The sequence below is a fragment of the Anaerolineae bacterium genome (assembly GCA_016931895.1).
Classification (GTDB): Bacteria; Chloroflexota; Anaerolineae; order 4572-78; family J111; genus JAFGNV01.
In genome coordinates, this window is the sequence record JAFGDY010000053.1 from 40,376 (window position 1) to 66,397 (window position 26,022).

Consider the following 26,022-nt stretch of genomic DNA (forward strand, 5'->3'; position numbering starts at 1 on the left):
GCCTCTTATCTTCCGGTAAGAGGCCCTTTTTTTGTTTGTAACATTTAAAATTAAGGAGATTATTTGATGACCAACCAACATTTAAGCACCCGCGTTGTTCATGCCGGTGAAGATCGGGTGAAACCTTATCACGCGCTCACCACGCCCCTGGTTCAAACCAGCACTTTTACTTTTGAAAACACCCGCGATCTGGTTAATTTCCAGGAAGCCCACAAGTGGGGCGCGCAGAATGGACGAGAGGAGTACGGGCGCTACGGCAATCCCACCGTGGCCGCGGTTGAGGCTAAACTGGCTAACCTGGATAGCGGCGAGGCAGCCTGCCTTTTTGCCAGTGGCATGGCGGCGGTCACTTCAACCTTGCTTAGCCTGCTGGCAGCGGGCGACCATGTGATTTTTACCAACGATTGTTATCGTCGCACCCGCCAATTTGTAACCCAATTTTTGGCCCGCTACGGAGTAGAGTCGTCTCAGGTGCCAATGGGGAATTATGAAGCGTTGGAGGCAGCTATTCAACCCAATACTAAAGTCATCCTGTCCGAGTCGCCGACCAATCCTTACGTGCGGGTGTTGGATTTAAAGAAATTGGTGGCTATGGCCCACCGGCACAATATCAAAACGGTGGTTGACAGCACCTTTGCCACACCCATCAACCAGCGGCCGCTGGAATTTGGGGTTGACTTTGTGATCCATTCGGCCACCAAATACCTGGGCGGCCACAACGATTTGCTGGCCGGGGTGGTGATTTGTTCGGATTATTTGATGGGAGCCATTAGGGAAACACAGGGGATGCTTGGCGATATCAGCGATCCCCACTCGGCCTATCTGCTGCTGCGGGGGCTAAAAACGCTGGAATTGCGGGTGCAACGCCAGAATCAAACTGCCGATAAAATTGCCCATTTCCTGGCCAAACATCCGGCGGTGCGGCGCGTTTATTACCCCGGCCTGGTCAGCCATCCCGATTACGAGGTGGCAGTGGAGCAAATGTCGGGGTTTGGCGGGGTGGTCAGCTTTGAATTGGAAACCGATTTAGCCGGTACCGGCCACTTTATTGACCGCCTGCAAATTCCCTATATTGGTCCCAGCCTGGGCGGCGTGGAGTCGTTGGTGGGGCAGGTGGCCCAAACCTCTTATTATGAATTTTCTTCTGAAGAACGAGCCAAAATTGGCATCAGCGACAGTTTGGTGCGGCTGGCCGTGGGCATCGAGTCTGCGGATGATTTGCTGGCCGATCTGGCCCAGGCTTTGGATAAAACGTTTCAAACAGAAACACTTTTTCAAGCCATAGATGGAGAGGCCAAAGTAACGCCGGCGGTAATATATCGGCAGTAGAAAAAGGCAAATTCAATAAGCAAACCGCCCTTTGTTTTGTGGTTACTGGTTGTTTTGGGTAGCAAAAAAGGCTGGGCTTTGGTTAACCCTGTGGAGGTGTTCTCCAGATGATTCATCTCTGGCTTCATTTGAAATCCCCTCCTTTCCGGGCTACAATTAGGTAAGTCTATTTTTCTCGTGGCCTGGTTCAATGCTGCGCTTGTAGAATTTTTGCATTTCAAATGTTCATCACCAAGGGGGAAACCATGTCGAAACCAAGTATAACAATTAAAAGGAAATATAGTGTCCAGAGAATGATGGGTACAGTTATGATGTCTAAAAAAAATAAATATTTGTCGGTAATTATTCTTTTGGCCGGGCTGTTTTTATTCATTCTGCCGCCGCTACTGGTTCAGGCCAACGGCCCCATATTTACTCTTACCAAGAGTGTTGATCGTGATAAACCTCATCCAGGCCAGCGGGTAACTTATATGATTGTTGTTAACAATAACGGCGCCATAGCAACCAACGCCGTCATCTCTGATACTCTGGACAGTAATCTTACTTTTGCCGGACCGGTTACCTTGCAGGGCAGCACCGGCACGGTGGCCCAAAATGCCGGTGATCTGCCCCGGCTGGTTAGAAACGTGACTATTAACCCCAACACCACCATTACCGTTACCTTCCCGGTTACCGTTAACAGCGGCTTGGCTAATGGATTGCAAATTGCCAACACCGCCGCGGTAACCAGCAGCGAGGTAATGACGCCAACAACAGGCAGTCAGGTGGTTACAGTTAGTTACTATTACGCCTACTTACCCGTAATCTTTAAAGCGTTAGATGGGTGGCTAGCCCAAACTTCTGGAACTGGGAATTCACTCTATGGGATAGGTTGCAAACCTTACACTAGCGTTGATTGCGTTGTGGGCGGGCAGGCAGTGACCTTAAATACCAGTGATGGTGGCGATAACTGGAGTTTGGTCAACGTGAGCGCCGGGCTGGTGTTATATGACGTTAGTTGTCCCACCGCCGCAAAATGTGTCGCCGTAGGCAAAGGCAGCCCCGGCGTAATTTTGGTTTCTAACGATGGCGGGAAAACCTGGCCCTGGAATTTTAACCAAACGTATCAGATGAATGCGGTAGATTGTCCCTCGGCTACCCAATGCGTGGCGGTTGGGGAAGATAGCGAAGCCAGGGTGACGGATGATGGCGGGCAAACTTGGATCAATGGCAGAATGGGAAACACGCCTCTGTACGGCGTTGATTGTTTTGCCGAAAAAACTTGTTGGATGGTTGGGCTGGGGGGCCGGATCATTGGCACCTATCCTAATCCAAATGGTCCGGGGGGAATAGGGATTATTTCAAAGATAGATTTATTCACCAACCCGGTGCAAACTCTTATGTCGGTTAGCTGTGTTGATGGTGATAATTGCGTGGCGGTGGGCACAGATGGCGTGGTGGCCCAAAAAATCAACGGCGGGGCCTGGACGCCTTTAAGTTCAGGCACAACCAACCATCTGAATGGCGTTAGCTGTTCCTCAACCTCGCTTTGTTTTGCCGTTGGGGCCAACGGCACTATTCTGCGCTCCAATAATGGCGGCAGCGCCTGGAGTGCAGAAACTTCGCCCACTACTCAAACCCTGAATGGCATTGATTGTATAGGGGGTTCTTGCATTATTGTGGGAACCAACGGCACCATTCTGCGGCGACATTAACAGGTTAATGGAGGATTATTGGCCTCAACAGAATTTAACCGGTATAATGGTTGAAATTTTTTCCAAAGTCTTTCAAATTTCGATCCTCTGGGCTGGGAGGGTTCAATGTTGGCCAAAGTTACCAGTTGCGCCGTTGTAGGTTTGGACGGCGCATTGATTGAAGTAGAGATTGACATCTCGCGGGGTTTGCCCTCGATGACCATTGTTGGTTTGCCCGACGCCGCCGTGCAAGAGAGCCGCGAGCGGGTGCGGGCAGCCATAAAAAATTCCGGCCTGCCTTTTCCCTCGGAACGTTTGACCGTGAACCTGGCCCCGGCTGACATCCGCAAGGCCGGCCCGGCCTACGACCTGCCCATTGCCATTGGCATTCTGTTGGCCTCGGAGCAGATTTACGGCGAGGTGGGCCAGGCCATTGTGATGGGCGAGTTATCGCTGGACGGTGGCGTGCGCCACGTGAGCGGGGTGCTGCCGATGGCCAATTTAGCCAAACAGGAAGGCTTCACCACCCTCTTTGTCCCCGCCACGGATGCCGCCGAAGCTTCGCTGATTGAAGGGCTGACTGTTTATCCGCTTGAAACCCTGCTGCAATTGGTGGACCATCTGAGCGGCCACCAGAAATTAGCCCCTTATGCCGTCAACTTTTCCCTGGACGGCGACCCACCGCCTTATGCCTGCGACCTGGCGGAGATCAAGGGGCAGGAGCATGTCAAACGCGCCCTGGAAGTGGCCGCGGCCGGGGGACACAATATGTTGATGAGCGGGCCGCCGGGAGCGGGCAAAACCCTGATCGCTCGTTCAATGCCCGGTATTTTGCCCAAGATGACGGTGGAAGAGGCTTTAGACGTAACCCGGATTTACTCCGTGGCCGACCAACTTTCGCCGGATGAGCCGCTGGTGCGCCACCGGCCGTTTCGCTCGCCGCACCATACGGTGAGTTACGCGGGCTTGATTGGTGGCGGGCGCTGGCCCAAACCCGGCGAGATCAGCCTGGCGCATCGTGGGGTCTTGTTTCTGAACAGTTGACATCTTTGATATACGCCAAACACTCATCATCATCACCACCTCCCCCAATACGCTTCAAATAATCAAAATAGGTTTCTGTATCTTTTATAGGTTTGGGGACGAATTTGCGCATCCCGTTTCTTGTTGTTCTATAATATTTATCTCTGATCATCTCCCACTTTCGATGAGGAAAAGCCCTAGCTATTTGGATCTGATCAGCGCCAGAAGCAACCAGTGATAACAGTTCTTCTACCTCGTAAGGAAGCCATTGTGTCCCTGTCGTCGATTGCCGGGGAAGCACTATCTCATCTGATGTTCTATCTTTCCAACGAATAACAAGGCGCAAACCATGTCCATCTGTCGGGTTAGCTTCTATCCTTTGAATAAACGAAAGTAAAACCTCTCGTTTTTCATCTCTGGTCATAGTACCCCAATTCTCAAGCACTTCACCGCAATTTTCCCTAATTTTCTTTAACCGATTGATTTGAGATATATTACCCGTATCGGTAGCCAGTTCAGATTGTAAGCGATTGATCTCAGCCTGTGCATCTTCATATTTCTGTTGTGCGGCAGCGATCATTTCAGGATTTGTTAAGGTGCTCAAACTACCAACCAGATTTTCTTTTATAGTTGTAAGTTGATCTAACTGGGCACGTTTGACCTTTTGCTTTTCTTCAAACTCTTCGATATAGGCGTTAACAGAGTCTTCCCAAGTATCAAAGTCGAAGGTGGCTTGTAGCTTACCTGTTATCAACGAACTGATCGTTTCGTCTACAAAATCCGCAGCTTTACTCCATAAATACTTTGTATCATCATGTATAGACCAATACGTATAAGTATAATGTTGGAGAGGGCTTACCCAATTTGAACCCACTCGCCGCCACTCCCCATCCTCCTGAGAAAATACTAGACCTACACATAATGGTCTCTCCTTTGGCCGTTCTTCTTCTTTTTGTGGCCTACGGTATTGACGGGCAGGATTGTAATTTGGATTCTTTTTTCCATCCAAAGTTACTTTTGACAGAAAATTGAACGCCCTCATAAACAACTCTTCGTCAATAATTGCCTCATGGTTATCCCAGTGCACAATATTCCCATTGACCATCCAATGCCCAAGATACATCGCATTTGTAAACATGCTGATAAGAGCAGTCCGGCTCAAACACCACTTTCCGCCAGTCTGTCTTATTCGATAAACGATCTTAAATCCCTCTGGTGGCTGACACTCTTTAGGGTTTGGGAAATACGGTCCGTGTTCATTAATATACCTCACAGTAGTTCTGGCTTGACCTCCAAATGAAACAAATAATCTAAAATATTCTCGTGTGACATCGGCAAAAGGTTGGAATTCTACCAGTTTACGCCAGTTGGGGTTAGGACTACCACTGGGTAGTGTTTTTCTCATATCTATCATGAAGCCAAGAGGGATAGGTGGCCCTGCCCATAACCCGTTGTCCAGTAAACGCCGCTTTGCCTTTTGTAGTCGGCCTTTTACATAGGAATCGATATACTCAGCAGCCATTTCTGACTTGAACCGAAACTGCCGAGCGTGAAATGTCCCTAGTTGCGGGTGAGAGAAGTTGTAAACCACAGTAGGGGTGATAACCAACACGTTATGAGATTTACAGGCTTCGATAAAGATGTTGACTTGAATTTGAGTGATGTCTCTGAACAAGCGATCTTCATCTTGACAGGCAACAGCACCGATTTTGTCATTTGTAATTAAACTAAAAAGGGTGCTCATGCCTTCGCGTTCATCAATCTTGGTTGTACCGCTGATTCCCGCGTCCATATCAATCATTATTATTTTGTCCTTTGCCCATCCCCGGCCCTTCAACAGTTCCACCATATCAACTGTTTGAATAGTAGTTGAGATATTACCTATTTGTGCTTCGGTTGACTGGCGATAATACACGGCAACCGGTAGATGCAACGGCAGTTGGGTGTCACCAAACAAAGCATCATCTTTTTTTGTGATAGGCTGGTATCTTGTTCTTCCCATCATGAATTCCCCTTTCTATCTGCGGTAGTCCGTAGATATGCCTTAATCAAAACTTTGTATGCCGTCTTAAGATCAAGTTGTTTCCTAATTGGTGGTTTATTCTTTTGTTGTTTTTTCATCAATTACTTGGCTAACAATTACGTAAACCATTAGCCAATTATGATTTTTTTATAACTTTTTGATGAGTGTAAAGTGTAATCTCCCGGTGCAACCGGTGTAAACTACACCTTACACCTTTACACCTTTGTATTTTTGTAAAATCTCTTTGACCTGCTGGTTCTGATTACCACCCTTTGAGCCAAATACTTCCTCAGCAATGGCAGAGATACTTTTGCCCTCTGAGTACAAACGTAAAATGCAGGCTTCTGCTACCGTGGGTTCCGGCTCCATATCCACTTCGGTAAAAGTAAGATTGTCAATATTGACAGAGTAGGGGACAGTTCCTGTAAATGGGCCAGGGAGAATGGCTGGTACTTCACCGTTTCCAGTCTCCAAGGTCGCTTGGCGCTGACCATTAACATTTGATAATCTCACGACGGCAAACCCATCTTTCAAGTCATATTCACCTTCCAAACCCAACGGTTTGGCTCGATCTGAATGACTGGCGACAAATACACTAAAAGCCGCCTTACGACTTTCGGTCAGTAAAGCTTTGATGGCTTCGCTAGCACCCTTGACGTTGTAGACGATAGCACGCCACTCGTCGATAAGAATGGTCACTCTGGGATGGGTTCCCTCAACCACCATACCTTTGCCGATTTCGTCATACCGTTTGGTCATCAACTGAACCAGAGCATCCAATCCTCTTTCGATCTCGGCATAGTTTCGACCGGTACCAACGACGGTGCTATTAGGCCACTTATCCGGCCAGCCGTGGGGGTCAATGACAATGGTCTTGGAGGTTTGCACTTTCCGGCTGATGAGCCATTGAAGTAGGGTGGTCTTACCGGAGTCACTGGGGCCAACGATAAGACATCGCTGTACACTATCCAAGGCAGCTAACAGATCAACCTGGGTAGGCGCAGGCAAATATTGGGCTTCGATACCCTGACTGATCACATTGGGGCGGCCACGTAACATATAGGTTTGCCAAGCTGCCATTTCCACTTGGCTCGGCAATGTACCTCTTCCATTGGCATAGATCCGACCATCCAGATGTGCACTACGCCAAGTGACTTTGTCATCAGTATCCCGGATGTAGACTTGTTCACCCTCCATCGCACGCACTACCATCACTTTGGAATCGCGTTCCATCACCTTTCGGTCGGCTCGCTCTTTGAGGATGCGTTCATTGATAATGAGCACCGCAACAATGGAAACGCCAACGAGAACTGCGATAATCGCGAAGGCTAGGGCGTAGACGACCCACCTAACAGCCTCGGTGATCTCATTGTGAGCCAAGCTATCGATGTACCAGCCAAACATACATAGAACGATCAGTCCAACGGTAGCAATGGTGATTTGATTTTTCATAAATTCACCCCCAATCCATAGGTAAGGGCATTGAAACCGATGGTCAAGACCTTACCTGTGAAATCCAGTGCCGCTTTGACATCACTGATTGATGCCGATAGTTCATAACTGGTTACTGACACCCACTGGCTGACTTGCCAAAACAGCCCGAACAACCCCGTGGCAAACGCAATTGAAAATGCCAGCAGTCCTGTATCATCTTCAACAACGATGTTCACAGCTAAACGAGTTTGGTGACAGAGAGTTATGGCACGAGTGTTCATTGCACAACCTCCCAACCGTCACCATTTTTGACAACCTGTCCAGTTTCTGACAGTGCTTTCAAGTCGCTGTACACTGTACCCCGCGAAGTGTTCAATCGGTCAGCCAGGGCTGTCGGGCCGATGTCACACTCGAGGGTCAGAATGTGCAACAACTTGCCGCGGCGTTGTTCAATGGTCAAGGCATCCTGTTGCGCTTTGACCTGTTGAGCCTGTGCAATACTGCTGTTTTGCACACGTTTGGCTTGTTCAATTTCCTCTCGCAGACTGTTCAAGGTCTCCTGAGCTTGTTCAATCGAACTGTTCACTCTGTCGGCCTCACTGTTCAGTTGGTTGAGTGCTGACTGTTTAGCTTTGATCAGCTCATCCAGTTCCAGACGTTTGGTGTTCAGTTCCTCTGTCAGTTGTTCAATACTCTCGACAGTATTTGAACGTTTAACGACGTGCTTGATCTGTCCAATGAAGGTTTCAAATGACAGCAATAAAAACAGGCTGGGCATTGCAGCCATAGCCCGGCTTAGAATGTCAGTCTGGGCGTGGGCGACATTGAACGAACCGGCGATCAAAGAGGAACCAATGATCAAGGCCCATTGCCATCTGACGCTTTCACCGTTTACCGATCTGTACAGTGCGTTCAGACTGAAGATAACCACACCCGCCTCAACGACTAGGGGAAAGAGTGGGGGAATGCTGACACCATGTTGGGCGGCCAAATCGGTCAAGGCATTGAAGGATAAGACAAAGGAAAACAATGCCATCAATAACGTCAGGCTTCCGGTAATCCAAGCGATTGTTTTTGTATTCATCAGGTACCTCCATTTAGGTATAAATAATGCTACCTATTATTTCAAAAAAATATGTCATATTTATTTTGGTAGAAAAATTACTACCTATCTAGCTAAAAAAAGAGACTTATTCTTTCTTTGCCTTTGGGCCGGTACGGGCATCGTCTGAGTTCTGAATTTCGGTCACATACTTCTCTAAACTATCCACGCGAATCAGATAAGTGGGACCAACTTTGATGGCTTCAATCTTACCGTGCCGAATCAAGCGGCGTAGGTATTCTTCGTTATAGCCGGTTTTTTGACTGGCTTCTTTGATGGTGTAGCTGGGCCATTCAGGCATAGAATCGTCCTTTAATAGGTAGTACTTATGGGACGATTTTAACATAATGTGGCTTTGACGGCTAATTTTGGCAATCATTTTTATCAATTTGGTATTGGTAGTAAATCTACTACCTATATTACTCAAAAAACAAATTTTTGTCAAGTGTAAGTGCAATTTTCATCGAGAATAGGGGGCAAGATTAAAAAAAACTTAAAATAGTGGTATAATTGACTTTATGAATGGTTTGGCAAGAAAATATCGAATAGGCTTGATAAAGCAGTATCAAAATTAGCAAAGAACCTAGTTTCTTCATACTCACTACCAGGTAAAAATAGCCCACTCCAATAGGAGCGAAATCGCTTCACCCAATAATCATATCTTCAACAATTCCTAAAATTTGAGGAATCTCCAATGGAATCACTAAAACAACTTTGTACCCCGCGTGAAAGCGCCTTTGACACTCAGCGCCGAGATACAGTGCTGGATCTGACCGATCTGATCGGCGATCGGATCAAACCTGAAGAGTTCTTCAACGAAAACTACATTACCGAAGGTATGAAAACCCTATTAGAACACGGTTTCAAACGTCTGGAAGGTAAAACAAGTCAGGGTATCTTTAAACTCAGGCAGGCGATGGGGGGTGGTAAAACTCACAACTTGTTGGTCTTGGGTTTGTTGGCCAAGCACCCTGAGTTCCGCGAGCAGGTAATGGGCGAATTCTACACCCCTGACCCTGACCTAGGGCCAATCCGTGTCGTTGCCTTCTCTGGCCGCGAGTCCGACGCACCGTTTGGTCTTTGGGGCGCTATTGCGGAACAGATGGACAAAAAGGATCAGTTCAAAGACCTTTACTCACCCTTACAAGCCCCCGGCCAAAAAGCGTGGGAGAAGTTGTTCGCCAATGAAACCGTCCTGATTTTGCTCGACGAGTTGCCTCCCTATTTCCAGAGTGCTCGTTCCAAGGCGATTGGTAATTCTGACTTGGCCGAAGTAACCGCAACAGCGCTTTCTAACCTATTGGTTGCGATTGGTCGCGAAGCTTGCGACCGGGTATGCCTGGTCCTAACCGACCTGACTGGCTCTTATGAAACTGGCAGCCAGCAAATTTCAACAGTGCTGGCCGACCTGGAGAAAGAAACTCATCGCACGGCTATGAGCCTGGAGCCGGTTCGGATCAACTCGGACGAACTGTACCATATTCTGCGTAAACGTATTTTTGAAACCCTCCCCACTGAAAGCGAAATCAGTGAGGTGGCGCAGGGCTACGCCAAAGCCGTTCGTGATGCCAGGCAAATGGACATCACCAATGAGTCGCCGGAGCAGTTTGCTGCCCGCATCCAGGTGTCTTATCCTTTCCATCCCGCTATTCGCGACTTGTACGCCCGTTTCCGCGAGAATCTCGGCTTTCAGCAGACACGCGGGCTAATCCGGTTGATGCGAATTGTCGTTTCCCGATTGTGGGAAACTGGGGCAGCCAATCAACGCTATCTGATTGCCGCCCACGATCTGGATTTTAATTACCAGGAAACGATGACCGAAATTGATCAAATCAACAATACACTGGGCAATGCTGTTGCTCACGATATTGCTTCCGGTGGCAATGCAGTGGCAGAGGTAATGGATGCCCAATTGGGCGGTACCGACACACAAGACGCCTGTCGCTTGCTCTTTATGGCTTCGCTGGCAAATGTGCCTAACGCCGTTTTGGGATTATCCATCTCTGAACTCATTGCCTTTTTAGCCGAACCAGACCGTGACCTTTCCAAACTTAAGAACGACGTTTTGGCCCGGTTGTCCACCGCAGCCTGGTACTTGCACAGTACCCGCGACGGCAAACTGTTTTTTAAGAATACACAGAATCTCAACGCCAAACTTGAGTCGCTGGTGAAGGCGTATCAGGCTGAACAGGCGGTGCGGGAATTGCGTACCCGGCTGGCCGAAATTTTCCAGCCGACCAACCGCTGGTGTTACCAGCGCGTACTGGCCTTACCGGCGGTGGATGAAATCGAATTGGAGCAAGACCAGGTCACCCTCATTATCACCGAACCACATCCGGGGTCTGGCTTGCGACAAGATTTGCAGCGATTTTTTGACCAAGCCACTTACCAAAACCGGCTCGCTTTTTTAACCGGCACGCGAAACACCTATAACGACCTGATTGATACTGGCAAACGTTTGAGGGCGATCCAGCAAATCCTGGATGAGTTAGCCGCCGAGCATGTGCCGGACAATGATCCACAGATGACTCAGGCTAAAGATCTGGCCGAACGCACTCTGTTGGCCTTTCATTCGGCGGTGCGAGAAACCTTTACCACTTTGTGGTTCCCCATAAAAAACGGCCTAACCAGCGCCGACTTCAGCATGCAGTTTGAAGGCAACCGCTATAGCGGCGAGGACCAAATTGTTGAACTGCTCAAAGAAAAGGCTAAATTTGAAACTGATGTAACCGGTGAAGTTTTTCAAAAGAAATGCGAACGCCGCCTGTTTACTACCCAATCATTACCCTGGAGCGAGATAAAACTGCGCGCCGCCACCAATACCCAATGGCAGTGGCATTTACCCAGCGCCTTGGATGATTTGAAAACCGATTGTCTACGGCGCGATGTGTGGCGCGAGGAGGGTGGCTTTGTGGACAAGGGGCCCTTCCCGCAACCCAAGACCGATCTTACCATCCAAGAGATGGAGCGCGATAATGATACGGGGGAAGCCCAACTTAAGCTGACCCCCCGGAACGGTGATACCATTTACTATGATGTTGGCAGTGCAGCCACAACCGCTTCGGCCAAAATTGAGGGCGACGAATTAAAAACCGCTGAGTTGCGTGTTTCTTTTCTGGTGGTTGATTCAACCGGCGAACACGAAACCGGCCCGGCCAAAAGCTGGCAAAACCGCATTACGCTCAAGTATCGAACCTTTCAAAGTGGCACCGACAAAAAATTGGAGCTGCAAGCTGCGCCAAGTGCTCCGATTTTCTACACTACCGATGGTTCAGACCCCAAAACGGTCGGGGCGGTATATAATGAGCCTTTCATCATCTCCCGCAGTTCGCAACTGGTTTTGGCTTATGCCGAACGTGACAATATCGGCTCTCAGGTAGAGCGTATCCCCATCAGTTGGGATCGAGATGAGACGGTTAAAGTTGAACGCGACCGTCCGGCCACCTGGAAACCAACCCAGCGTTTCAGATTTTCCAGTACGCGCGACACCTACGACTTTATTGAGAAGCTCAAAAAACATCAAGGTATCCCTCTGGGCGTGTCGGCGATCATCTCCGGTGAAAGCGGCGACCGGGACTGGCTTGAGTTGCAAACCAACTCGGAGAAGTGGGTTGAACCGGCCATTATCGAGGAGTGTTTGGCCGCGTTGCGCAAACTGCAAACCACCGGCCAGGTACAACTTGGGGCTGAGGCTATTCATTTTGAGATGGGGCAAGATTTGCTGGAATGGGTGGAGGATGATAAAACTACCTTACAACCCGGCGAAGTCCAGCAGTAGTCATCTGTCGAACCGGCAAAATCAGTGTATAATATCCGGTATACTTTTTCATCTGTTTTAAGCAGTCTCACGGTCAAAAAAGTGGTAACTGATGAGCAAACAAACTGAGCGGCTTTTACAAAATACATTTGGCTTTGAACCAGAAAATAGCACGCACCATTTTCTGGTAAATATTCCGCGCGGCCAACACGATCACGTTGAAATCAGTGAGCATTTCACTTGGGACCCAGTTGAGGGTTCCAGTGAGGTCTCCTATGGCAGCCGCAGCGATGGTCAAATTCGGGTGCGCCTAGCCCACCTCAAGTGGGAGGCCATTGCCGATGAGTTACGCGCCCAGTTTAACCGCCGTTTGAAAAAGTATGGCGTTAAATCTGGTAGTTGGAAAATTGGCCCCAATCTGGTACGCCGCGAATTGGGCAAAGAACTGGTGCTGCTGGCTTGGGCCATTGAAGATGCTGACCCCGGCCTGATCCCGGCGGCCATTGCCAATTGGCGGGGATTAGAGCCAGAGGAACGCTGGTGGTTGTATACCCAAACCGCTGCTGCCACCGGCCACGGCCTGAACGACCGGGGCAAAGGTTGGCGCAGAGCTGTGCGCCACGCCTTAACCGAAAATCCGGTTACGGATCATTTTACAACTCAAACCACTCTCCCCGAATTTTACCGTCGAGCTGCCGAAACGCCCTTGTTTGCTGCCCTCCGGGAAACTGAACTAAACGAGGAGTAATTGTGACCAGCCAGCCCCAATCTGCCACGCCACCCGCCGAAACCCCACTGGCGGATGCCCCTTGTTTCATTGAACACCAATTCCCCGTCGCCAAAATTTCGATGGAAAGCTATAAGGAACGTAAGGCTGGTAATGGACAAACCTTGACCGGTCTAGGCAAATGGTGGGGCCGCAAGCCGCTAGTATTAGTGCGAGCCGCCTTGTTAGGGTTGTTGCTGCCTACCACTACCGAGCCAGAAAAAGATCGGGAGATTTTCTTGAAGTTGATGACGATGGATAGTGAGGGCTTGTGGCACCGCAAAACCAAGACTATTCCCGGAAAAAGACTGCTTGAAGAGTTGTTGGTTTTACCACATTCTGTTCAGAAGCGATTCCTGGACCCAACCGCTCCATCTGACGCCCCTCAGATACGCCGCTTTTCTCGTGCCGAAGCAGAAGAACGTGAGGAATTGCAACGGCTAGTTTTTGATCGGATGAGCTATGATGAAAAACTGATCTATTGCGACCGGCCCGAACAGGTTGATGGTCCTGCGCCAGAATCGTGGGACGAGATTAATGCTCATCTAGGAACTCAAGCCAACAATTTGACGGAACTGGTGCAGGAATTGGGTCAACTCCGTTTTGGTCACGTGCCTCGGGTGGGCGATGCCTTTTGCGGTGGCGGCTCTATTCCTTTTGAAACGGCACGATTGGGGGTGGAAGCTTATGGAGCCGATCTAAACCCGATGGCAGCCTTGTTAACCTGGGCGGCATTAAATATTGATGGTGGTGGGCAGGAAACTGTAGCAGCAGTTGAGGCCGCCCAACAGCACGTGTATGAGGCCGTTGGCAAACAGATAAATTCTTGGGGTATAGAGCACAACAGTTTGGGGTGGCGGGCCGACGTTTTTCTATATTGTGTGGAAGTACGCGATCCCGAGTCTGGTTGGTGGATACCTTTAGCCCCCAATTGGGTTATTGCGGCCAGCAAAAATATCATCGCTAAGCTTGTACCCGACAAAAAGAACAGACGGTACGATATTGAAATTGTGGAAGCTGCCTCTGAAGCGGGAATGGAAACAGCCCGAAGTCGCGGTACAGTAGATAATTCACGGCTCATTCCCCCGGATGGTGGCCCCTCTACCCCTATTGAGGTCATCCGGCGCAACCTTCGTTTGTGGGGAAATGACGATTTTGTTCCTCGTCCAGATGATGTGTTTCAGGAGCGGCTCTACTGTATCCGTTGGGTCGAGACGTATCTTGATAGCCAAGGACGGAAACGCACCCGACGTCACTACCGTGCTCCAACCACCGATGATTTGCAGCGGGAAGCCAAAGTATTGGAATTGCTTAAAGAGCGTTTTCATCACTGGCAGGTAAAAGGGTTTATTCCCAGCCGTGCCATTATACCTGGCAGTGAAACTACTCGTTTGCAGAGGGAACGTGGCTGGACCCACTGGCACCATCTTTTTACGCCACGTCAGTTGTTACTAGCAGGTTTATTTGCAGAGGAGAATGCCAAACTAACGAACAAAGCGGAACGTGCTGTTTGTTTACTTGGTATTAACAGTATCACTGATTGGAGTTCACGACTAACAAGATGGGCACCTAATCCTGGCAAAGAAATGGTAATCCAGACATTTGGCAATCAAGCTCTAAATACCCTTTTTAACTATGGGTGTCGAGGATTGACATACCTTGAAACGTCGTTTTTTTTACGACTGGTTCCATCGTTTTGCGTGTCCTCACATACAATGGCTTCAGATGCCCGTGACACTTCAGAGACCTGCACAATTTGGATCACCGATCCACCCTACGCTGATGCGGTAAATTACCATGAATTGTCGGAGTTCTTCCTGGCATGGTACGATAAGCAACTGTCCCAGCTCTTTCCCGATTGGTATACTGACTCCAAGCGGGCACTGGCGGTGCAGGGTAGTGATGAGAGTTTTCGACGGGCTATGGTTGATGCTTACACCCGCCTGGTGCAAAACATGCCGGATAACGGCTTGCAAATCGTGATGTTCACCCACCAGGATGCTGCTGTCTGGGCTGATCTGACCATGATCTTGTGGGCTGCTGGACTACACGTCACCCAGGCCTGGACTATTGCCACCGAAACCGACTCGGCGCTCAAACAAGGCAATTACGTCCAAGGTACGGTTCTGCTGGTGTTGCGCAAACGCAAGGAAACCGAGCCGCTCTTCATGGATGAGATCATCCACGATGTTGAGGCCGAAGTGCGCCGCCAGCTTGATACTATGACCCGGCTGGAAGATGATAGCGACCCCAACTTTGGCGATGCTGATTACCAACTGGCTGCCTATGCCGCCGCTCTGCGAGTGCTGACCGCCCAACCTATCGAAGAGATTAACCCGGAGCGAGAAATTCTGCGTGAGCGTAAGCCCGGCGAAATCAGCCCGGTAGAAAAATTGATCCGCGATGCGGTCAAAATTGCCGCCGACCACCTGGTGCCCCGGAACTTCAACCCCGACATTTGGCGGTTCCTATCTCCAATGGAACGGTTCTATTTGAAGGGGTTGGAAGTGGAAAGTCACGGCGAATATCGTAGTGGTGTTTATCAGGAATTGGCCCGGGGCTTTGGCGCCGCCGAATACACCGAGCTATTGGCCAATACTCGCGCCAATGAAACCCGCCTCAAAAGCGCCACCGAATTCGGCAAAAAGGGGCTGTCCGGGGCTGGCTTTGATGGTTCGTTGCTGCGCCAATGTCTCTTTGCCGTGCATCAAGTCCGTCAAACTGAAGAAACACAAACCGGTCTCAACTGGCTCAAAACCGAACTGCCGGATTATTGGAACCAGCGGGAGCGGATCATCCACCTTCTAGATTATTTAGCGTCGCTGGTCCGCGTTTCCTCTATGGCCCACTGGCGCAAAGACGGTCAAGCAGCGGAACTCTTGGCCGGCACGGTGAGAAATGACCACGTCTAAGGCTTCAGTCGTCCGTCGTTTCTCCTCCCGTCGCCAGCGACTGGATCACTCCTTTCTGTCCCCTCGCCTCAAAGGTGCCCAACAGTATGATCGTATTGCCGGTTACTTCAGTTCCTCTCTATTGGAACTGGTTGGCGAAGAACTAGAAACCGTTACCGGCAAAATTCGGGTTGTTTGCAACTCTGATTTACACCCCCAAGATGTAAGAACCGCCAAAGCCGCGCAGATGGCTATCCGCCGGGCCTGGACAAGTTCCCGCCCGGAAAATTTGCTTCAAGGTGAAGGCGAAACGCGCATCCGCGAGCGTTTTAGCCACCTCTATCAACTGTTGAGCAGTGGCAAGTTGGAAGTCAAAGTTTTGCCCGACCAGGTCTTTGGCCTGGTTCACGGCAAAGCCGGGGTCATCACCCTGGCCGATGGTTCGCAAACCTGCTTTGTGGGCAGTGCCAATGAGTCGAAATCGGCCTGGCGGCTCAACTATGAGATTGTTTGGGAAGACTCCTCGCCCGAGGCCGTCGTCTGGGTGCAGGAGGAATTCAACGCGCTGTGGGGCGACTGCCGGGCACGCCCCCTGGCCGAAGGAGTTATTCAAGACCTCAAACGGCTGGCTCATCGCCGCGTTATCTACCTGGTTGATGATTGGCTGACCGGCGACGGGGCAGAGACCGATCCGGCAGCGGCCATCGTAGAAACGCCGGTTTACCGGGACGAGGTTGGATTGTGGGAGCATCAAAAATATTTTGTTAAACTGGTGTTTGATGCCCATCAAGGCCCCACCAAACGTGCCCGCTTTGTGCTGGCCGATCAGGTTGGCTTGGGCAAAACCCTGCAACTGGCTATGTCGGCCCAACTGATCGCCCTCACGGGTACCCGTCCTATTTTAGTGGTGTGTCCCAAAACTCTGCTATGGCAATGGCAGGCCGAAATGCGTGATTTGCTGGCTATGCCTTCAGCGGTATGGAATGGACGTTGCTGGGTGGATGAACAAGGTTACAAACATCCGGCCATCGGCCCGGAAGGTATCCTCAAATGTCCACGCCGGGTTGGCATCGTCTCCAGCGGTCTGATTAGTCACGGCGCTGAGACGGCTCAAAACTTGCTCCGGCTCAAATATGATTGCGCCATTCTTGATGAAGCCCATCGTGCCCGTCGCCAAAATCTGGGCCAAAATCGGAGCTACGTATCCGTTGATCCCAACAATCTGCTCCGATTCATGTATGATCTGGCCGAACGCAGCCGGAGCGTCCTGCTGGCTACAGCCACCCCGGTTCAGCTACGCCCTATTGAGGCGTGGGATTTGCTCGACATCCTCAGTCGAGGTGATGAGTCCGTATTAGGTAATGCGCAAAGCAAATGGCGACGCGGCGGACGAGCCCTTGAGTTAGTAATGGGGCAAGCTGATCTACCTACCGACGAAATTGAGCGGTGGGAATGGACACGCAATCCTTTTCCACCCAAAGAGGAACATCGCGATTTTTTCACGTTGCGGAGAAGTTTGGCCGTGCCGGATAGGCAATCTATCTTGCCCGGCAGTTACCTAACCAAACTCTCTCGTCCGGATCGCAACCGTTTTAATCGTTTGTTTCCGCGCCTGGTTGCAGATCACAATCCCATTATCCGCCGCATTGTGCGTCGCACTCGCCAACAACTTGAAGAGACTATTGATCCGGAAACCGGCGAGCCACTGTTGAAACGAATTGAGGTTGAACTACTGGGTGAAGGTCCAAACGAAGCCATCCCTCTACCGGGCTATCTACGGGAAGCCTATGATCTAGCCGAAGAGTTCTGCCAAAGCCTGGGGCGGGGTTCTGGTTTGCTAAAAACTCTGTTGCTGCGGCGGGTAGGTAGTTCTATTTATGCGGGTTTGACCACCGCCCAAAAACTACTGGGCGGCGACACCGATTTTGATAGTGAAGAAGATGACGAAACTGACGATGTGGCTGGGGCAGCTAGTAGCCTGGCAGCACAGCTAAATTCTACCCAGCAGCAACTTTTAGAGAGTTGTGTTGCCAATCTAAGGCAATATCTGGAACAAGAACAAGACCCCAAATATGCGGTCGTACTTGATTGCCTGCAACGTCGCGGCTGGCTGGAGCGGGGCTGTATTATCTTTAGCCAGTATCGTGACTCCATCCAATGGTTGGCCGAACAACTTACCCAGGAATTTCCCGAAGAACCCATTGCCCTTTATTCCGGCCCTACCACCTCCGGCATTATGCGTAATGGGCAATGGCAGCCTACTGCCCGCGAAACGCTCAAACAAATGGTGCGGCGCGGCGAAATACGACTGATGCTCGGCACCGATGCGGCCTCGGAGGGACTGAACTTGCAGAGTTTGAGCACGCTCATTAACCTGGACTTGCCCTGGAATCCCACGCGGTTGGAGCAGCGCAAAGGCCGCATCCAGCGTATTGGGCAAATCAATGATACCGTTTACATTTTCAATATGCGTTATCAGGACTCGGTGGAAGATCGGGTTCACGAATTGCTCTCCAGCCGGTTACACGACATCTACCACCTGTTTGGGCAACTGCCAGATGTGTTGGAAGACGCCTGGGTGGCCATAGCTCTCGGCGAAAAAGAACACGCCCAAAAGATTATCGAGGCTGTGCCGGAAATGCACCCCTTTGAACTGCGCTACACCGATGTTGAAAATGTCGAATGGGAAACCTGCGAGCAGGTATTGGATGCCGGAGAGAAGTGGCGGGTGTTGAGTGAGGGGTGGGGGTAGGGGAATATCGTGTCAGGAAACTTATGATTTTGTTCTAATATTTGAAAGGTGATCGAAAAACACTGTGAGACTTAAACTCGTAAAAATATCTAATTACCGGAATTTGGATGGGGTTGAAATAACCTTTAGCCCAAAGCTCAACTTTCTAATTGGCGAGAATAATCTGGGAAAATCCAATTTCCTTAATTTATTGAATACGCTTTTTACCAAACGTGGATTTAGCTATGATGATTTTTCTGATCCAGATGAGGCAATAGAAATTGAATTTACACTGATTCTTGAAGATGTAGAATTAGGAGTATTCGAGGATCTGTTTAATCCCGAAAATGAAAACCAGATAGATATTCTCGCAGTTCAAGAAACGCCGGAGGGATCTTTGGAGTTCTGGCATCAAGAAACCAGTACCAAGATTTCAGTAACCAGTGTAAGAGCCATCAACTATATTCACTATGACTCGTTGAGAAACCCATCTTCGGAGTTAAATTTTGATCGGAATCGAGGTGTTGGAAAGTTCCTTAATTTTCTCATCCAGAGGAGTCTTGAGGATGAAGAAGAAGCAGATTTAGATTTCGTTGACAAAGATAGATTAAACGGTCTCATCAGTTCGGTGAACGACGTCCTACAAAAATTGAAGTCTTTTAGAGATTTCTCAATAAACGCCACTTTAGAAGAGGAAGCGAATAATCTTTTATCAAGACTCATTCTATTAACCGATGGTGAAGGAAGAGAATTAAACCAATCCGGTTATGGAGTTCAATTCTTGTCAACAGTTTCACTCGCAATACTGGGAAGATTACTAACTCTGAGCGATGTTCGCTGGAGGAACGTGATTTTCGAAAATGAAGAAACTGGAGAGAACTATATTTCTCTATTGCTTGGTCTTGACGAACCTGAAATACACCAGCATCCGTATATGCAAAGATCTTTGATAAAGTATCTGAGTCAGATTATTTCCAACAATGAGGCTGATTTCCTTAAGGTCATTAAACATGTTTTTGATGTGGACGGATTCGTCGGCCAGTGTATCGTTGTATCGCATTCCCCAAACGTATTACTGAATGATTTCACAGAAATAGTAAGATTTTATAAATGTAACAATCGCATTTCAGTTAAGAGTGGAACGAATATCGTTCTTGATGAGCAAAAAAGGGCCCATCTTCTAAAAAATTTTCCCTTTGTTAAGGAGGCATTTTTTTCTCGCTGCGTAATAATTGTTGAAGGCGATAGTGAAATTGCGGCCTTGCCTTTATTTGCAGGAAAAATGGATATTTCTGACTTGGACGATCTTGGCATTAGTATTATTCAGGCTGGTGGGATCAAGTCAGTATTGCCACTGATGAAACTATTAGAAAACTTTGGGATTAATAGTGTGGGAGTAATTGATAGTGATGATGCTACCGAAATTCCTGCAAACACGTTCGATATTTTTGTAACAACTGAGCGTGATTTTGAGGCTGAGCTTGTCACCACTCTTTTGGACAATAATAAAGAGACCCTTTTGATAAAAATCTTGGAAGATTATGATACTTTGGGCCAGAACCGTTTTCTAAAATCAAAAATTTTGAATGAGTGCAAACAAAAATATAGCATTACCCCCTCTAATTTCTCGACCGGCCAAACATTAGCTAACATTTCTCTGACAGACACCAACAACCGTAAAGTATGGTATTTAACCTGGTTTATTATCAACAAAGGGATACTTTTAGGGAGAACTGTTGGTGAACTTCTAGGTAAAGACGATATACCAATGATTTATCAAAATGCGATTAAGAAAGCAATTGAGCTAACCCAAAATAACTCCTGATGAATGAAACGGATATTCAAGAAAAATTTCAGAAGATACATAGCGACGATATACAACAGTTAGAGGTGATCTTATCGTCGGAAGGGAGGATTCTGGTAGAAGCACCAGCAGGCTATGGCAAAACCAAGACGATGATTAGCAAAATTGCTAATCTCATGGCTACAAACCAGATTCCAAATCCTAAAAAACTACTGGCCCTGACCTTTAGTGTCAATGCAGCTTATAAAATCAAGAAGGATGTAGCTGAACAGATCCCTGAATTGCTACAAACAGATTTTGGTCCTCCATTTCGTGTCAATGAGAAGGTGTTCGTGTCTAATTATCATGGTTTTTGTCGGCATGTCTTAAAACGATATGGATACTTAATAGCAGATAATTTAGCCAATATCAATATACTCAAATCGATTGACGATAGCAAGGCTCAGGATTTGATGGCGTTTGGGGTTGGTTTAAGTCTCGATGATGCAAAATTTTTTAGTGACGTAAATGACGCCATAAGAGAGTTAAATACCAATTACTTAAGACAGAATTTTAGAGAGTATTGCCATCGGGTTGCATCTCAACTTCTTCCACACGACCTCATACCTTTTAATGCTATTTTGATGCTCACCATTCTTCTTTTCAAAGATTATCCGCGAATTTTGAACTTTTATCAAAAATATTTTCCAGTGATAATTATTGATGAATTTCAAGATACTAATATCTTGAGTTATCAATTGATAGAAACATTGGTTGCTTCAAATACTCAGTTAATCTTGATGGGAGATTCTCTGCAAAGAATCTATGGTTTTATCGGTGCAATTCCTAATTTGTTATCCCGCGCAAAAGAATTTTTCTCAATGAAGGAGATAGTGCTTACTAAAAATCATAGGTTTGAGAACAATCCACAGATGCTAAATCTTGATGCCAATCTTCGAGAGAATGCCAAAAATCCTGCTAATCCAAACATAAGCGAAAGTGCCTGTGTGGAATTCGATCTGCTAGAAGATCAAATTGAAGAAGCAAACTGGCTTACAAGGAAAATACAAACAATCCAAAGTGATAATCCAAATTCAAAAATTGCAGTACTGGTAAGACAACGAAGCCAAAATACTAAAAGAATTCTGGAAGTGTTCAAGATTCATAGCCTCCAATTTTTCTATGCCCTTTTTAGTGATGAGGATCAAGATTATGTGGATTTCCATAGAATTTGTTTGCGTATTCTTATTGATATTCTAAAGACATATAAAGGGGTCTCTAGCAGATGTTTAAGGTCGCTACTTACTGAAGTTAAAGCCCACTATTCTGATGATAGCTCACCGCTAATCGAAGCATTACTGAGTCTATTGGAGATTTTTTGTCAGCGCATTGTAGAGGACTTTGCATTTTTGGATGTAGAAGATCGTATCACGCTTATGAAAGATATATTAGAAAGTAATGCTCTAAAACAGAATCTAGAATTTGTTAAGACCAATTTAGTAATATCTACAATACACGGAGCTAAGGGATTGGAATGGGATTATGTATATCTCCCTGATATGGAACAATACTCTCTTCCCAACTATCCTGGCCTATGTGGAAAGTGTAATTGCCAACAAGCTTGTAACTTAAAGGTAACTCAATCATTAGAGGCCGATTTTCTTCAAGAGCTATGTGTTTTTTATGTAGGGGTCACAAGGGCCCGAATGAATGTTTCTTGTTCTGCCAGCAGAAAGCGAATTAGGTATGATGGTACAGTGCGATCTTGTAATGTTAGTTGCTTCCTAAATTTAAAAGGTATCGAATTAGTGTCATCGGATGATCTTGAGATGAAATAGATCTCCGTCACAGCTGGCCGATTACCGAGAAGGCTATCCAGGGAAACTAACGTTACTGTCTACTGAATCTGACTCTGTAGATAGTTTTTTAAACATATTGCTATCCGACTACATAAACCCGGGTTTGCCAGCTTTGCTTAAACCACCCTTGAAATCTAGGGAAGGATCGGAATTTCTTATTAAGAAATAGAAACAAGGTGAACATTGTCTCGCTTAACTATTGAGCTTATATAAATTCTTATAACCATATACCTTGCGGTGTCCGAACAGACCACAAACCGGGATCCGTTAGCGGATCTCACCTCAAAGCTTATCTCAGTGACGAGGGCTTCCGAGTTGAGTGGTCTCACCCCCAGTTACATCCGGCGTTTGCTGCGGAATAGAGTTATCGCAGGCAAAAAAATTGGCCGGGACTGGTTTACCACGGAAGAGACCATACGGGAGTATTTGCAGCAAGAACGCCGTCCAGGCCCCAAACCCAGATAAACATAGCCACCTGGCGGCATCATTATTAAATTTGACAATTAGTACCGCTAAAGGTACTATTATAAGTGTAATCAATTTGATTGCGCTTTTTTGATTCTTCAATTTCTTCTCCCCGAAATGAACCTGACAATTTCATGAAGGTGATCGCGATTGCCGCTATATCTCTGCCAGGAGGTGCCCTATGAGTGGTGGAACCGGCGGCTAGCAAGGTTATTCGGGCGATGGATGACCGCGGACTCATCGCCCGTTTCTTTTCACCAATACCATTTGATGGTATACACTTCAAATCGTCGGACTTTCTCGGTCTCCCAGGTGACCATTTGTCGCCCATCGGGAAAAGAGACGAAATGTTCGGGGCCAAGCGTTTTGGTGCGATGGTGGCTTCGTTCGACTAGGGTCGCTTTTTGGCACCGTCGATTCTTGGGGAAAATAATCCTCATTCTCAATCGTTTAGTACGATGGCGAATTTCACTCTGGAATGATTCCTCAACTTTGGTAAAGCCATTTTTGGCTGTACGTTCAATGTAAAAATCGGCCTCATTGCCGCTGTTTTTGGTCTCGCGTAGGGAGATCAAAATGTTCCAGCGGTCACCCTCTTGGTAACGATCCACTTCAACACCGGGCGAGCACTGGTAGTCGGCAAATATCTCTCCATCACCCCAGGCATAATCTTCAAAGGCCAGGATATGGTTTTGGATGAACTTGACCTTCTGTCGTTTCTTGAAAAGGGCAGTCTTGCCTTTGGTATCCAACAATTCAAGCGTGGAGTCATAGTCAAGGATTTCATAGATTCCCTCACGCCGGTGCGGGTTGAACCATTTACTGATAATTTGATAAAGATCAAGGAACAGTGTGATCCAATCCGAGGAGAAATAAGCGGGCAGGTTACGCAGTATTCGGTTGAATAGAGAAGGGGAGGGGCAAGTGTCCATACTCCCACTATATTATGCCCACTCTCCATTTTCAATCGGAAAAATAAGTTTTTTGACCCTAATTACAGACCGATTAGAGTTTGATATGATTACCCTATGCCCGGATATGAACGACTCATCCAGTTACCTCTCAATCTGCACCCCCAAGAACCTGATCCGCCCAGAGAAAACCTGGGCAGATTTGTGCGCAGAGTAAGTGAAACCGTTAAGATCGCCTGTCCGGCTGACCTGGCCCGTTATCTGCAAGAATACATCTACACCCCCTTTGAGTATTTCGATCAGGAAGAATTGCACGCGCTGTTGCTCAATAACAAAAACCTGATCACCCACGAAGCAATGATCTACCGGGGCACGATCAACAGCGTACAAATTCGAGCAGCCGAAATACTAAAGGAAGCGGTGCGAGTCAATGCTCCCGCTTTTGTTTTGTCTCATTGCCATCCCTCCGGCGATCCAACTCCCTCCCCAGAAGATGTGCGGGTAACCCGCCATATCAAAGAAGCGGCTGCATTTCTTGATATTGAACTACTCGATCATATCATCGTGGGTCGAAATTGCTGGGTGTCGTTGAAGGAGCGGAATTTGGCGTTTTGAGTAGTCTGCTCTCCGCCTGCCATAAAACCAACAATGATATAATGAATCCAAAAATGTCCAAAGAACAAAGACCCGAACCACCACCAATTGACGCAACTGGCCTTGATGAAACTCAGGTTGGAAACCTGGATGAACTACTCGAAGTTGATCCCCACGCAGCGGCAGAAGCAATCTTTAATCTCAGGGTTGAACAACTCAAAGAGTCAGGGATGTTGCGTAGAGTACCAGAAATAACCTGTGAAGAGGAATTAGACGATCATTTTGATGATCTAACCAGGGTGTATAAACAAGTATATTTTGAGTTAGGGTTGTCTTGGCCGCCACCTGTCATAGACAATGAGGTCGAAGGTCACTGACATTCTCAATTGCAATTCATGCCCAAAAAAACCGAACGTATCCTGTTTAATGTAAGGTGTAAGGGGAAGCTGGATGACACTTTATTTGCCATTCCAGTTGAACCGAGCTTCAAACTTCCGTCTCAACTCGTCCTTTTTAGGATTGCCTAAGTCGTGTACATATGCTTCGAAATGAGCTGATAGTGCTGGAACTAACCGATGTGGGTTGATCACTACCAGACTACCATCCTCAGAGAAAGCTAGTGCGGTCTCAATATCACCGGTTAACATTACAGTATGTGCAGTTATTCCCCCATGATACAAAGCACATCGGACTTCTTCATAGAGCTGATCGAGCACAGTATCAGACAATTCGGAGAGATGATCCTGTAATTCGGGAAAAACCCAATAAATACCTTCTCGGAAAAAGTGTCTTGATTTTCCCCTTTCTGTAAAACCCTCTCGAAACTTGGCAATCATTTCAAAATAACTCATTACAATATGAAGGACCGCAAAGCCTGAATATCCAAGTTTATCAGAAACTTCTTGAGCAACCTCAAGCTGCCAGCCACGAACTCGATCAGCGAAGACCTCAATCTTATCGTCGAGAGTTAATCCTGATGGAAAGTCAGTATTATTGTAGTGCGGACTTATCGCGAGACTCCTCATAACTTAGCTCCTGTATCTTTGGCTAAACGAGACTCTAAAATATGCCCGTATCGACTAAACAAACACAAGACAAGAGTTTTAATGCCACAGAATATCCCAATTATTCAGATACTGCTGAAGAGCATCCTGATATTTTTTATAGCGGAGATTTCTCTTTTTACTAGAAGCATTATGCGGACGTCCTCTCTTTCCTGGCGTCGCTACCCATTCCTGAAAATCTTCAATAAGCCATTTATTGAGAAGATGGGTCGGTATCACATAAAAAGTCATTTCCCGATAATCCATTGCAAGATTAACTAAAATGGTGAAGTCATCTTGATTATCCAGATCACGAAAGATTATTCCATCCTTTTTTGCGTTCCATTGCCATGCATCGTACTTATCCGTTTTTGTCTTTACACGAATTCTGACCATTTTGTTATCGTATGTAGCTAAAATATCAAAGGCTGGAGCGTTACGAGGGGCAAGTGCTGCAATAATACCTCGCTTTAAGAGTTCTGCAACCACATAATACTCACCTGCGTTGCCAATAAGTGTACCTTGTCCAGCTTTGATTCGTCCATTCATTCTACTTGAATTTAGAATAAAAAATGGGCGGGCTGCGAGTTGCGCAGAACCGCCCTTGGGTAGAGAATTTGGCTATGAACACACAAAAA

Annotated in this window: 19 protein-coding genes; 11 read left to right on the forward strand and 8 right to left on the reverse strand. The window is 47.5% G+C overall.

What is annotated here, in order from left to right:
- The first annotated feature begins 66 nt into the window (after positions 1 to 66).
- The 3 genes from JW953_04460 to JW953_04470 all read left to right on the forward strand — a co-directional run bounded on the left by JW953_04460 (position 67) and on the right by JW953_04470 (position 4,046).
- Positions 67 to 1,329, forward strand: coding sequence for an aminotransferase class I/II-fold pyridoxal phosphate-dependent enzyme (locus tag JW953_04460; GenBank protein MBN1991931.1), 1,263 nt, complete (start codon positions 67 to 69; stop codon positions 1,327 to 1,329).
- 308 nt (positions 1,330 to 1,637) lie between these two features.
- Complete coding sequence (locus JW953_04465) at positions 1,638 to 3,023, forward strand: DUF11 domain-containing protein (GenBank protein ID MBN1991932.1); 1,386 nt, start codon at positions 1,638 to 1,640, stop codon at positions 3,021 to 3,023.
- Between the two features lie 105 nt (positions 3,024 to 3,128).
- Positions 3,129 to 4,046 (forward strand): YifB family Mg chelatase-like AAA ATPase, encoded by a 918-nt coding sequence (locus JW953_04470; protein ID MBN1991933.1) that lies wholly within the window; start codon positions 3,129 to 3,131, stop codon positions 4,044 to 4,046.
- Here the strand turns inward: JW953_04470 and JW953_04475 are convergent.
- From JW953_04475 to JW953_04495, 5 genes are all read right to left on the reverse strand, one after another.
- Entirely contained in the window at positions 4,006 to 6,030 is a 2,025-nt protein-coding gene (locus JW953_04475; protein ID MBN1991934.1) for a recombinase family protein, read from the reverse strand. The genes JW953_04470 and JW953_04475 overlap by 41 nt on opposite strands.
- 225 nt (positions 6,031 to 6,255) lie before the next feature.
- Positions 6,256 to 7,500, reverse strand: coding sequence for a hypothetical protein (locus tag JW953_04480; GenBank protein MBN1991935.1), 1,245 nt, complete (start codon positions 7,498 to 7,500; stop codon positions 6,256 to 6,258).
- On the reverse strand, positions 7,497 to 7,763 hold the full coding sequence (locus tag JW953_04485) for a hypothetical protein (GenBank protein MBN1991936.1): 267 nt from the start codon (positions 7,761 to 7,763) through the stop codon (positions 7,497 to 7,499). The genes JW953_04480 and JW953_04485 overlap by 4 nt, the downstream gene beginning before the upstream one ends.
- Positions 7,760 to 8,566: a DUF2637 domain-containing protein gene (locus JW953_04490; protein ID MBN1991937.1), complete on the reverse strand. Its 807-nt coding sequence runs from the start codon at positions 8,564 to 8,566 to the stop codon at positions 7,760 to 7,762. The genes JW953_04485 and JW953_04490 overlap by 4 nt, the downstream gene beginning before the upstream one ends.
- Positions 8,567 to 8,672: 106 nt before the next feature.
- On the reverse strand, positions 8,673 to 8,885 hold the full coding sequence (locus tag JW953_04495; protein MBN1991938.1) for a helix-turn-helix domain-containing protein: 213 nt from the start codon (positions 8,883 to 8,885) through the stop codon (positions 8,673 to 8,675).
- Positions 8,886 to 9,278: 393 nt separating this feature from the next.
- On the opposite strand from JW953_04495, the gene JW953_04500 reads away from it, so the two are divergent.
- The 6 genes from JW953_04500 (at position 9,279) to JW953_04525 (ending at position 22,350) form a co-directional block, all read left to right on the forward strand.
- Complete coding sequence (locus tag JW953_04500; protein MBN1991939.1) at positions 9,279 to 12,362, forward strand: DUF499 domain-containing protein; 3,084 nt, start codon at positions 9,279 to 9,281, stop codon at positions 12,360 to 12,362.
- 91 nt (positions 12,363 to 12,453) lie between these two features.
- Positions 12,454 to 13,089, forward strand: a complete 636-nt coding sequence (locus JW953_04505) for a DUF3780 domain-containing protein (protein ID MBN1991940.1) — start codon at positions 12,454 to 12,456, stop codon at positions 13,087 to 13,089.
- A complete protein-coding gene (locus JW953_04510; protein ID MBN1991941.1) occupies positions 13,089 to 16,019 on the forward strand; it encodes a DUF1156 domain-containing protein in 2,931 nt (976 codons plus the stop codon). The genes JW953_04505 and JW953_04510 overlap by 1 nt, the downstream gene beginning before the upstream one ends.
- A complete protein-coding gene (locus JW953_04515; protein ID MBN1991942.1) occupies positions 16,006 to 18,750 on the forward strand; it encodes a helicase SNF2 in 2,745 nt (914 codons plus the stop codon). Before JW953_04510 ends, JW953_04515 begins: the two co-directional genes overlap by 14 nt.
- 64 nt (positions 18,751 to 18,814) lie before the next feature.
- Positions 18,815 to 20,554, forward strand: coding sequence for an AAA family ATPase (locus JW953_04520; GenBank protein ID MBN1991943.1), 1,740 nt, complete (start codon positions 18,815 to 18,817; stop codon positions 20,552 to 20,554).
- Positions 20,554 to 22,350 carry an ATP-dependent helicase gene (locus tag JW953_04525; GenBank protein MBN1991944.1) on the forward strand — a complete coding sequence of 599 codons (1,797 nt, stop codon included), beginning with the start codon at positions 20,554 to 20,556 and terminating at the stop codon, positions 22,348 to 22,350. The genes JW953_04520 and JW953_04525 overlap by 1 nt, the downstream gene beginning before the upstream one ends.
- Before the next feature lie 740 nt (positions 22,351 to 23,090).
- Here the strand turns inward: JW953_04525 and JW953_04530 are convergent.
- Positions 23,091 to 23,768 (reverse strand): hypothetical protein, encoded by a 678-nt coding sequence (locus tag JW953_04530; protein MBN1991945.1) that lies wholly within the window; start codon positions 23,766 to 23,768, stop codon positions 23,091 to 23,093.
- 96 nt (positions 23,769 to 23,864) lie between these two features.
- Between JW953_04530 and JW953_04535 the strand changes: the two genes are divergently transcribed.
- Both JW953_04535 and JW953_04540 read left to right on the forward strand, forming a co-directional pair.
- Positions 23,865 to 24,362, forward strand: a complete 498-nt coding sequence (locus JW953_04535; GenBank protein ID MBN1991946.1) for a hypothetical protein — start codon at positions 23,865 to 23,867, stop codon at positions 24,360 to 24,362.
- Positions 24,359 to 24,718 (forward strand): hypothetical protein, encoded by a 360-nt coding sequence (locus JW953_04540; protein MBN1991947.1) that lies wholly within the window; start codon positions 24,359 to 24,361, stop codon positions 24,716 to 24,718. The genes JW953_04535 and JW953_04540 overlap by 4 nt, the downstream gene beginning before the upstream one ends.
- An 81-nt stretch (positions 24,719 to 24,799) precedes the next feature.
- Here the strand turns inward: JW953_04540 and JW953_04545 are convergent, their stop codons facing one another.
- Positions 24,800 to 25,366, reverse strand: a complete 567-nt coding sequence (locus JW953_04545) for a hypothetical protein (protein MBN1991948.1) — start codon at positions 25,364 to 25,366, stop codon at positions 24,800 to 24,802.
- 78 nt (positions 25,367 to 25,444) lie between these two features.
- Positions 25,445 to 25,933 carry a hypothetical protein gene (locus JW953_04550; protein MBN1991949.1) on the reverse strand — a complete coding sequence of 163 codons (489 nt, stop codon included), beginning with the start codon at positions 25,931 to 25,933 and terminating at the stop codon, positions 25,445 to 25,447.
- Between the last annotated feature and the right edge of the window lie 89 nt (positions 25,934 to 26,022).

Excerpts from the sequence above, each read along its gene's own strand:
- JW953_04460 (MBN1991931.1), top strand. The coding sequence starts at position 67 with ATGACCAACCAACATTTAAGCACCCGCGTTGTTCATGCCGGTGAAGAT.
- JW953_04465 (MBN1991932.1), top strand. The coding sequence starts at position 1,638 with ATGATGTCTAAAAAAAATAAATATTTGTCGGTAATTATTCTTTTGGCC.
- JW953_04470 (MBN1991933.1), top strand. The coding sequence starts at position 3,129 with ATGTTGGCCAAAGTTACCAGTTGCGCCGTTGTAGGTTTGGACGGCGCA.
- JW953_04475 (MBN1991934.1), bottom strand. The coding sequence starts at position 6,030 with ATGATGGGAAGAACAAGATACCAGCCTATCACAAAAAAAGATGATGCT.
- JW953_04480 (MBN1991935.1), bottom strand. The coding sequence starts at position 7,500 with ATGAAAAATCAAATCACCATTGCTACCGTTGGACTGATCGTTCTATGT.
- JW953_04485 (MBN1991936.1), bottom strand. The coding sequence starts at position 7,763 with ATGAACACTCGTGCCATAACTCTCTGTCACCAAACTCGTTTAGCTGTG.
- JW953_04490 (MBN1991937.1), bottom strand. The coding sequence starts at position 8,566 with ATGAATACAAAAACAATCGCTTGGATTACCGGAAGCCTGACGTTATTG.
- JW953_04495 (MBN1991938.1), bottom strand. The coding sequence starts at position 8,885 with ATGCCTGAATGGCCCAGCTACACCATCAAAGAAGCCAGTCAAAAAACC.
- JW953_04500 (MBN1991939.1), top strand. The coding sequence starts at position 9,279 with ATGGAATCACTAAAACAACTTTGTACCCCGCGTGAAAGCGCCTTTGAC.
- JW953_04505 (MBN1991940.1), top strand. The coding sequence starts at position 12,454 with ATGAGCAAACAAACTGAGCGGCTTTTACAAAATACATTTGGCTTTGAA.
- JW953_04515 (MBN1991942.1), top strand. The coding sequence starts at position 16,006 with ATGACCACGTCTAAGGCTTCAGTCGTCCGTCGTTTCTCCTCCCGTCGC.
- JW953_04525 (MBN1991944.1), top strand. The coding sequence starts at position 20,554 with ATGAATGAAACGGATATTCAAGAAAAATTTCAGAAGATACATAGCGAC.
- JW953_04530 (MBN1991945.1), bottom strand. The coding sequence starts at position 23,768 with ATGGACACTTGCCCCTCCCCTTCTCTATTCAACCGAATACTGCGTAAC.
- JW953_04535 (MBN1991946.1), top strand. The coding sequence starts at position 23,865 with ATGCCCGGATATGAACGACTCATCCAGTTACCTCTCAATCTGCACCCC.
- JW953_04545 (MBN1991948.1), bottom strand. The coding sequence starts at position 25,366 with ATGAGGAGTCTCGCGATAAGTCCGCACTACAATAATACTGACTTTCCA.
- JW953_04550 (MBN1991949.1), bottom strand. The coding sequence starts at position 25,933 with ATGAATGGACGAATCAAAGCTGGACAAGGTACACTTATTGGCAACGCA.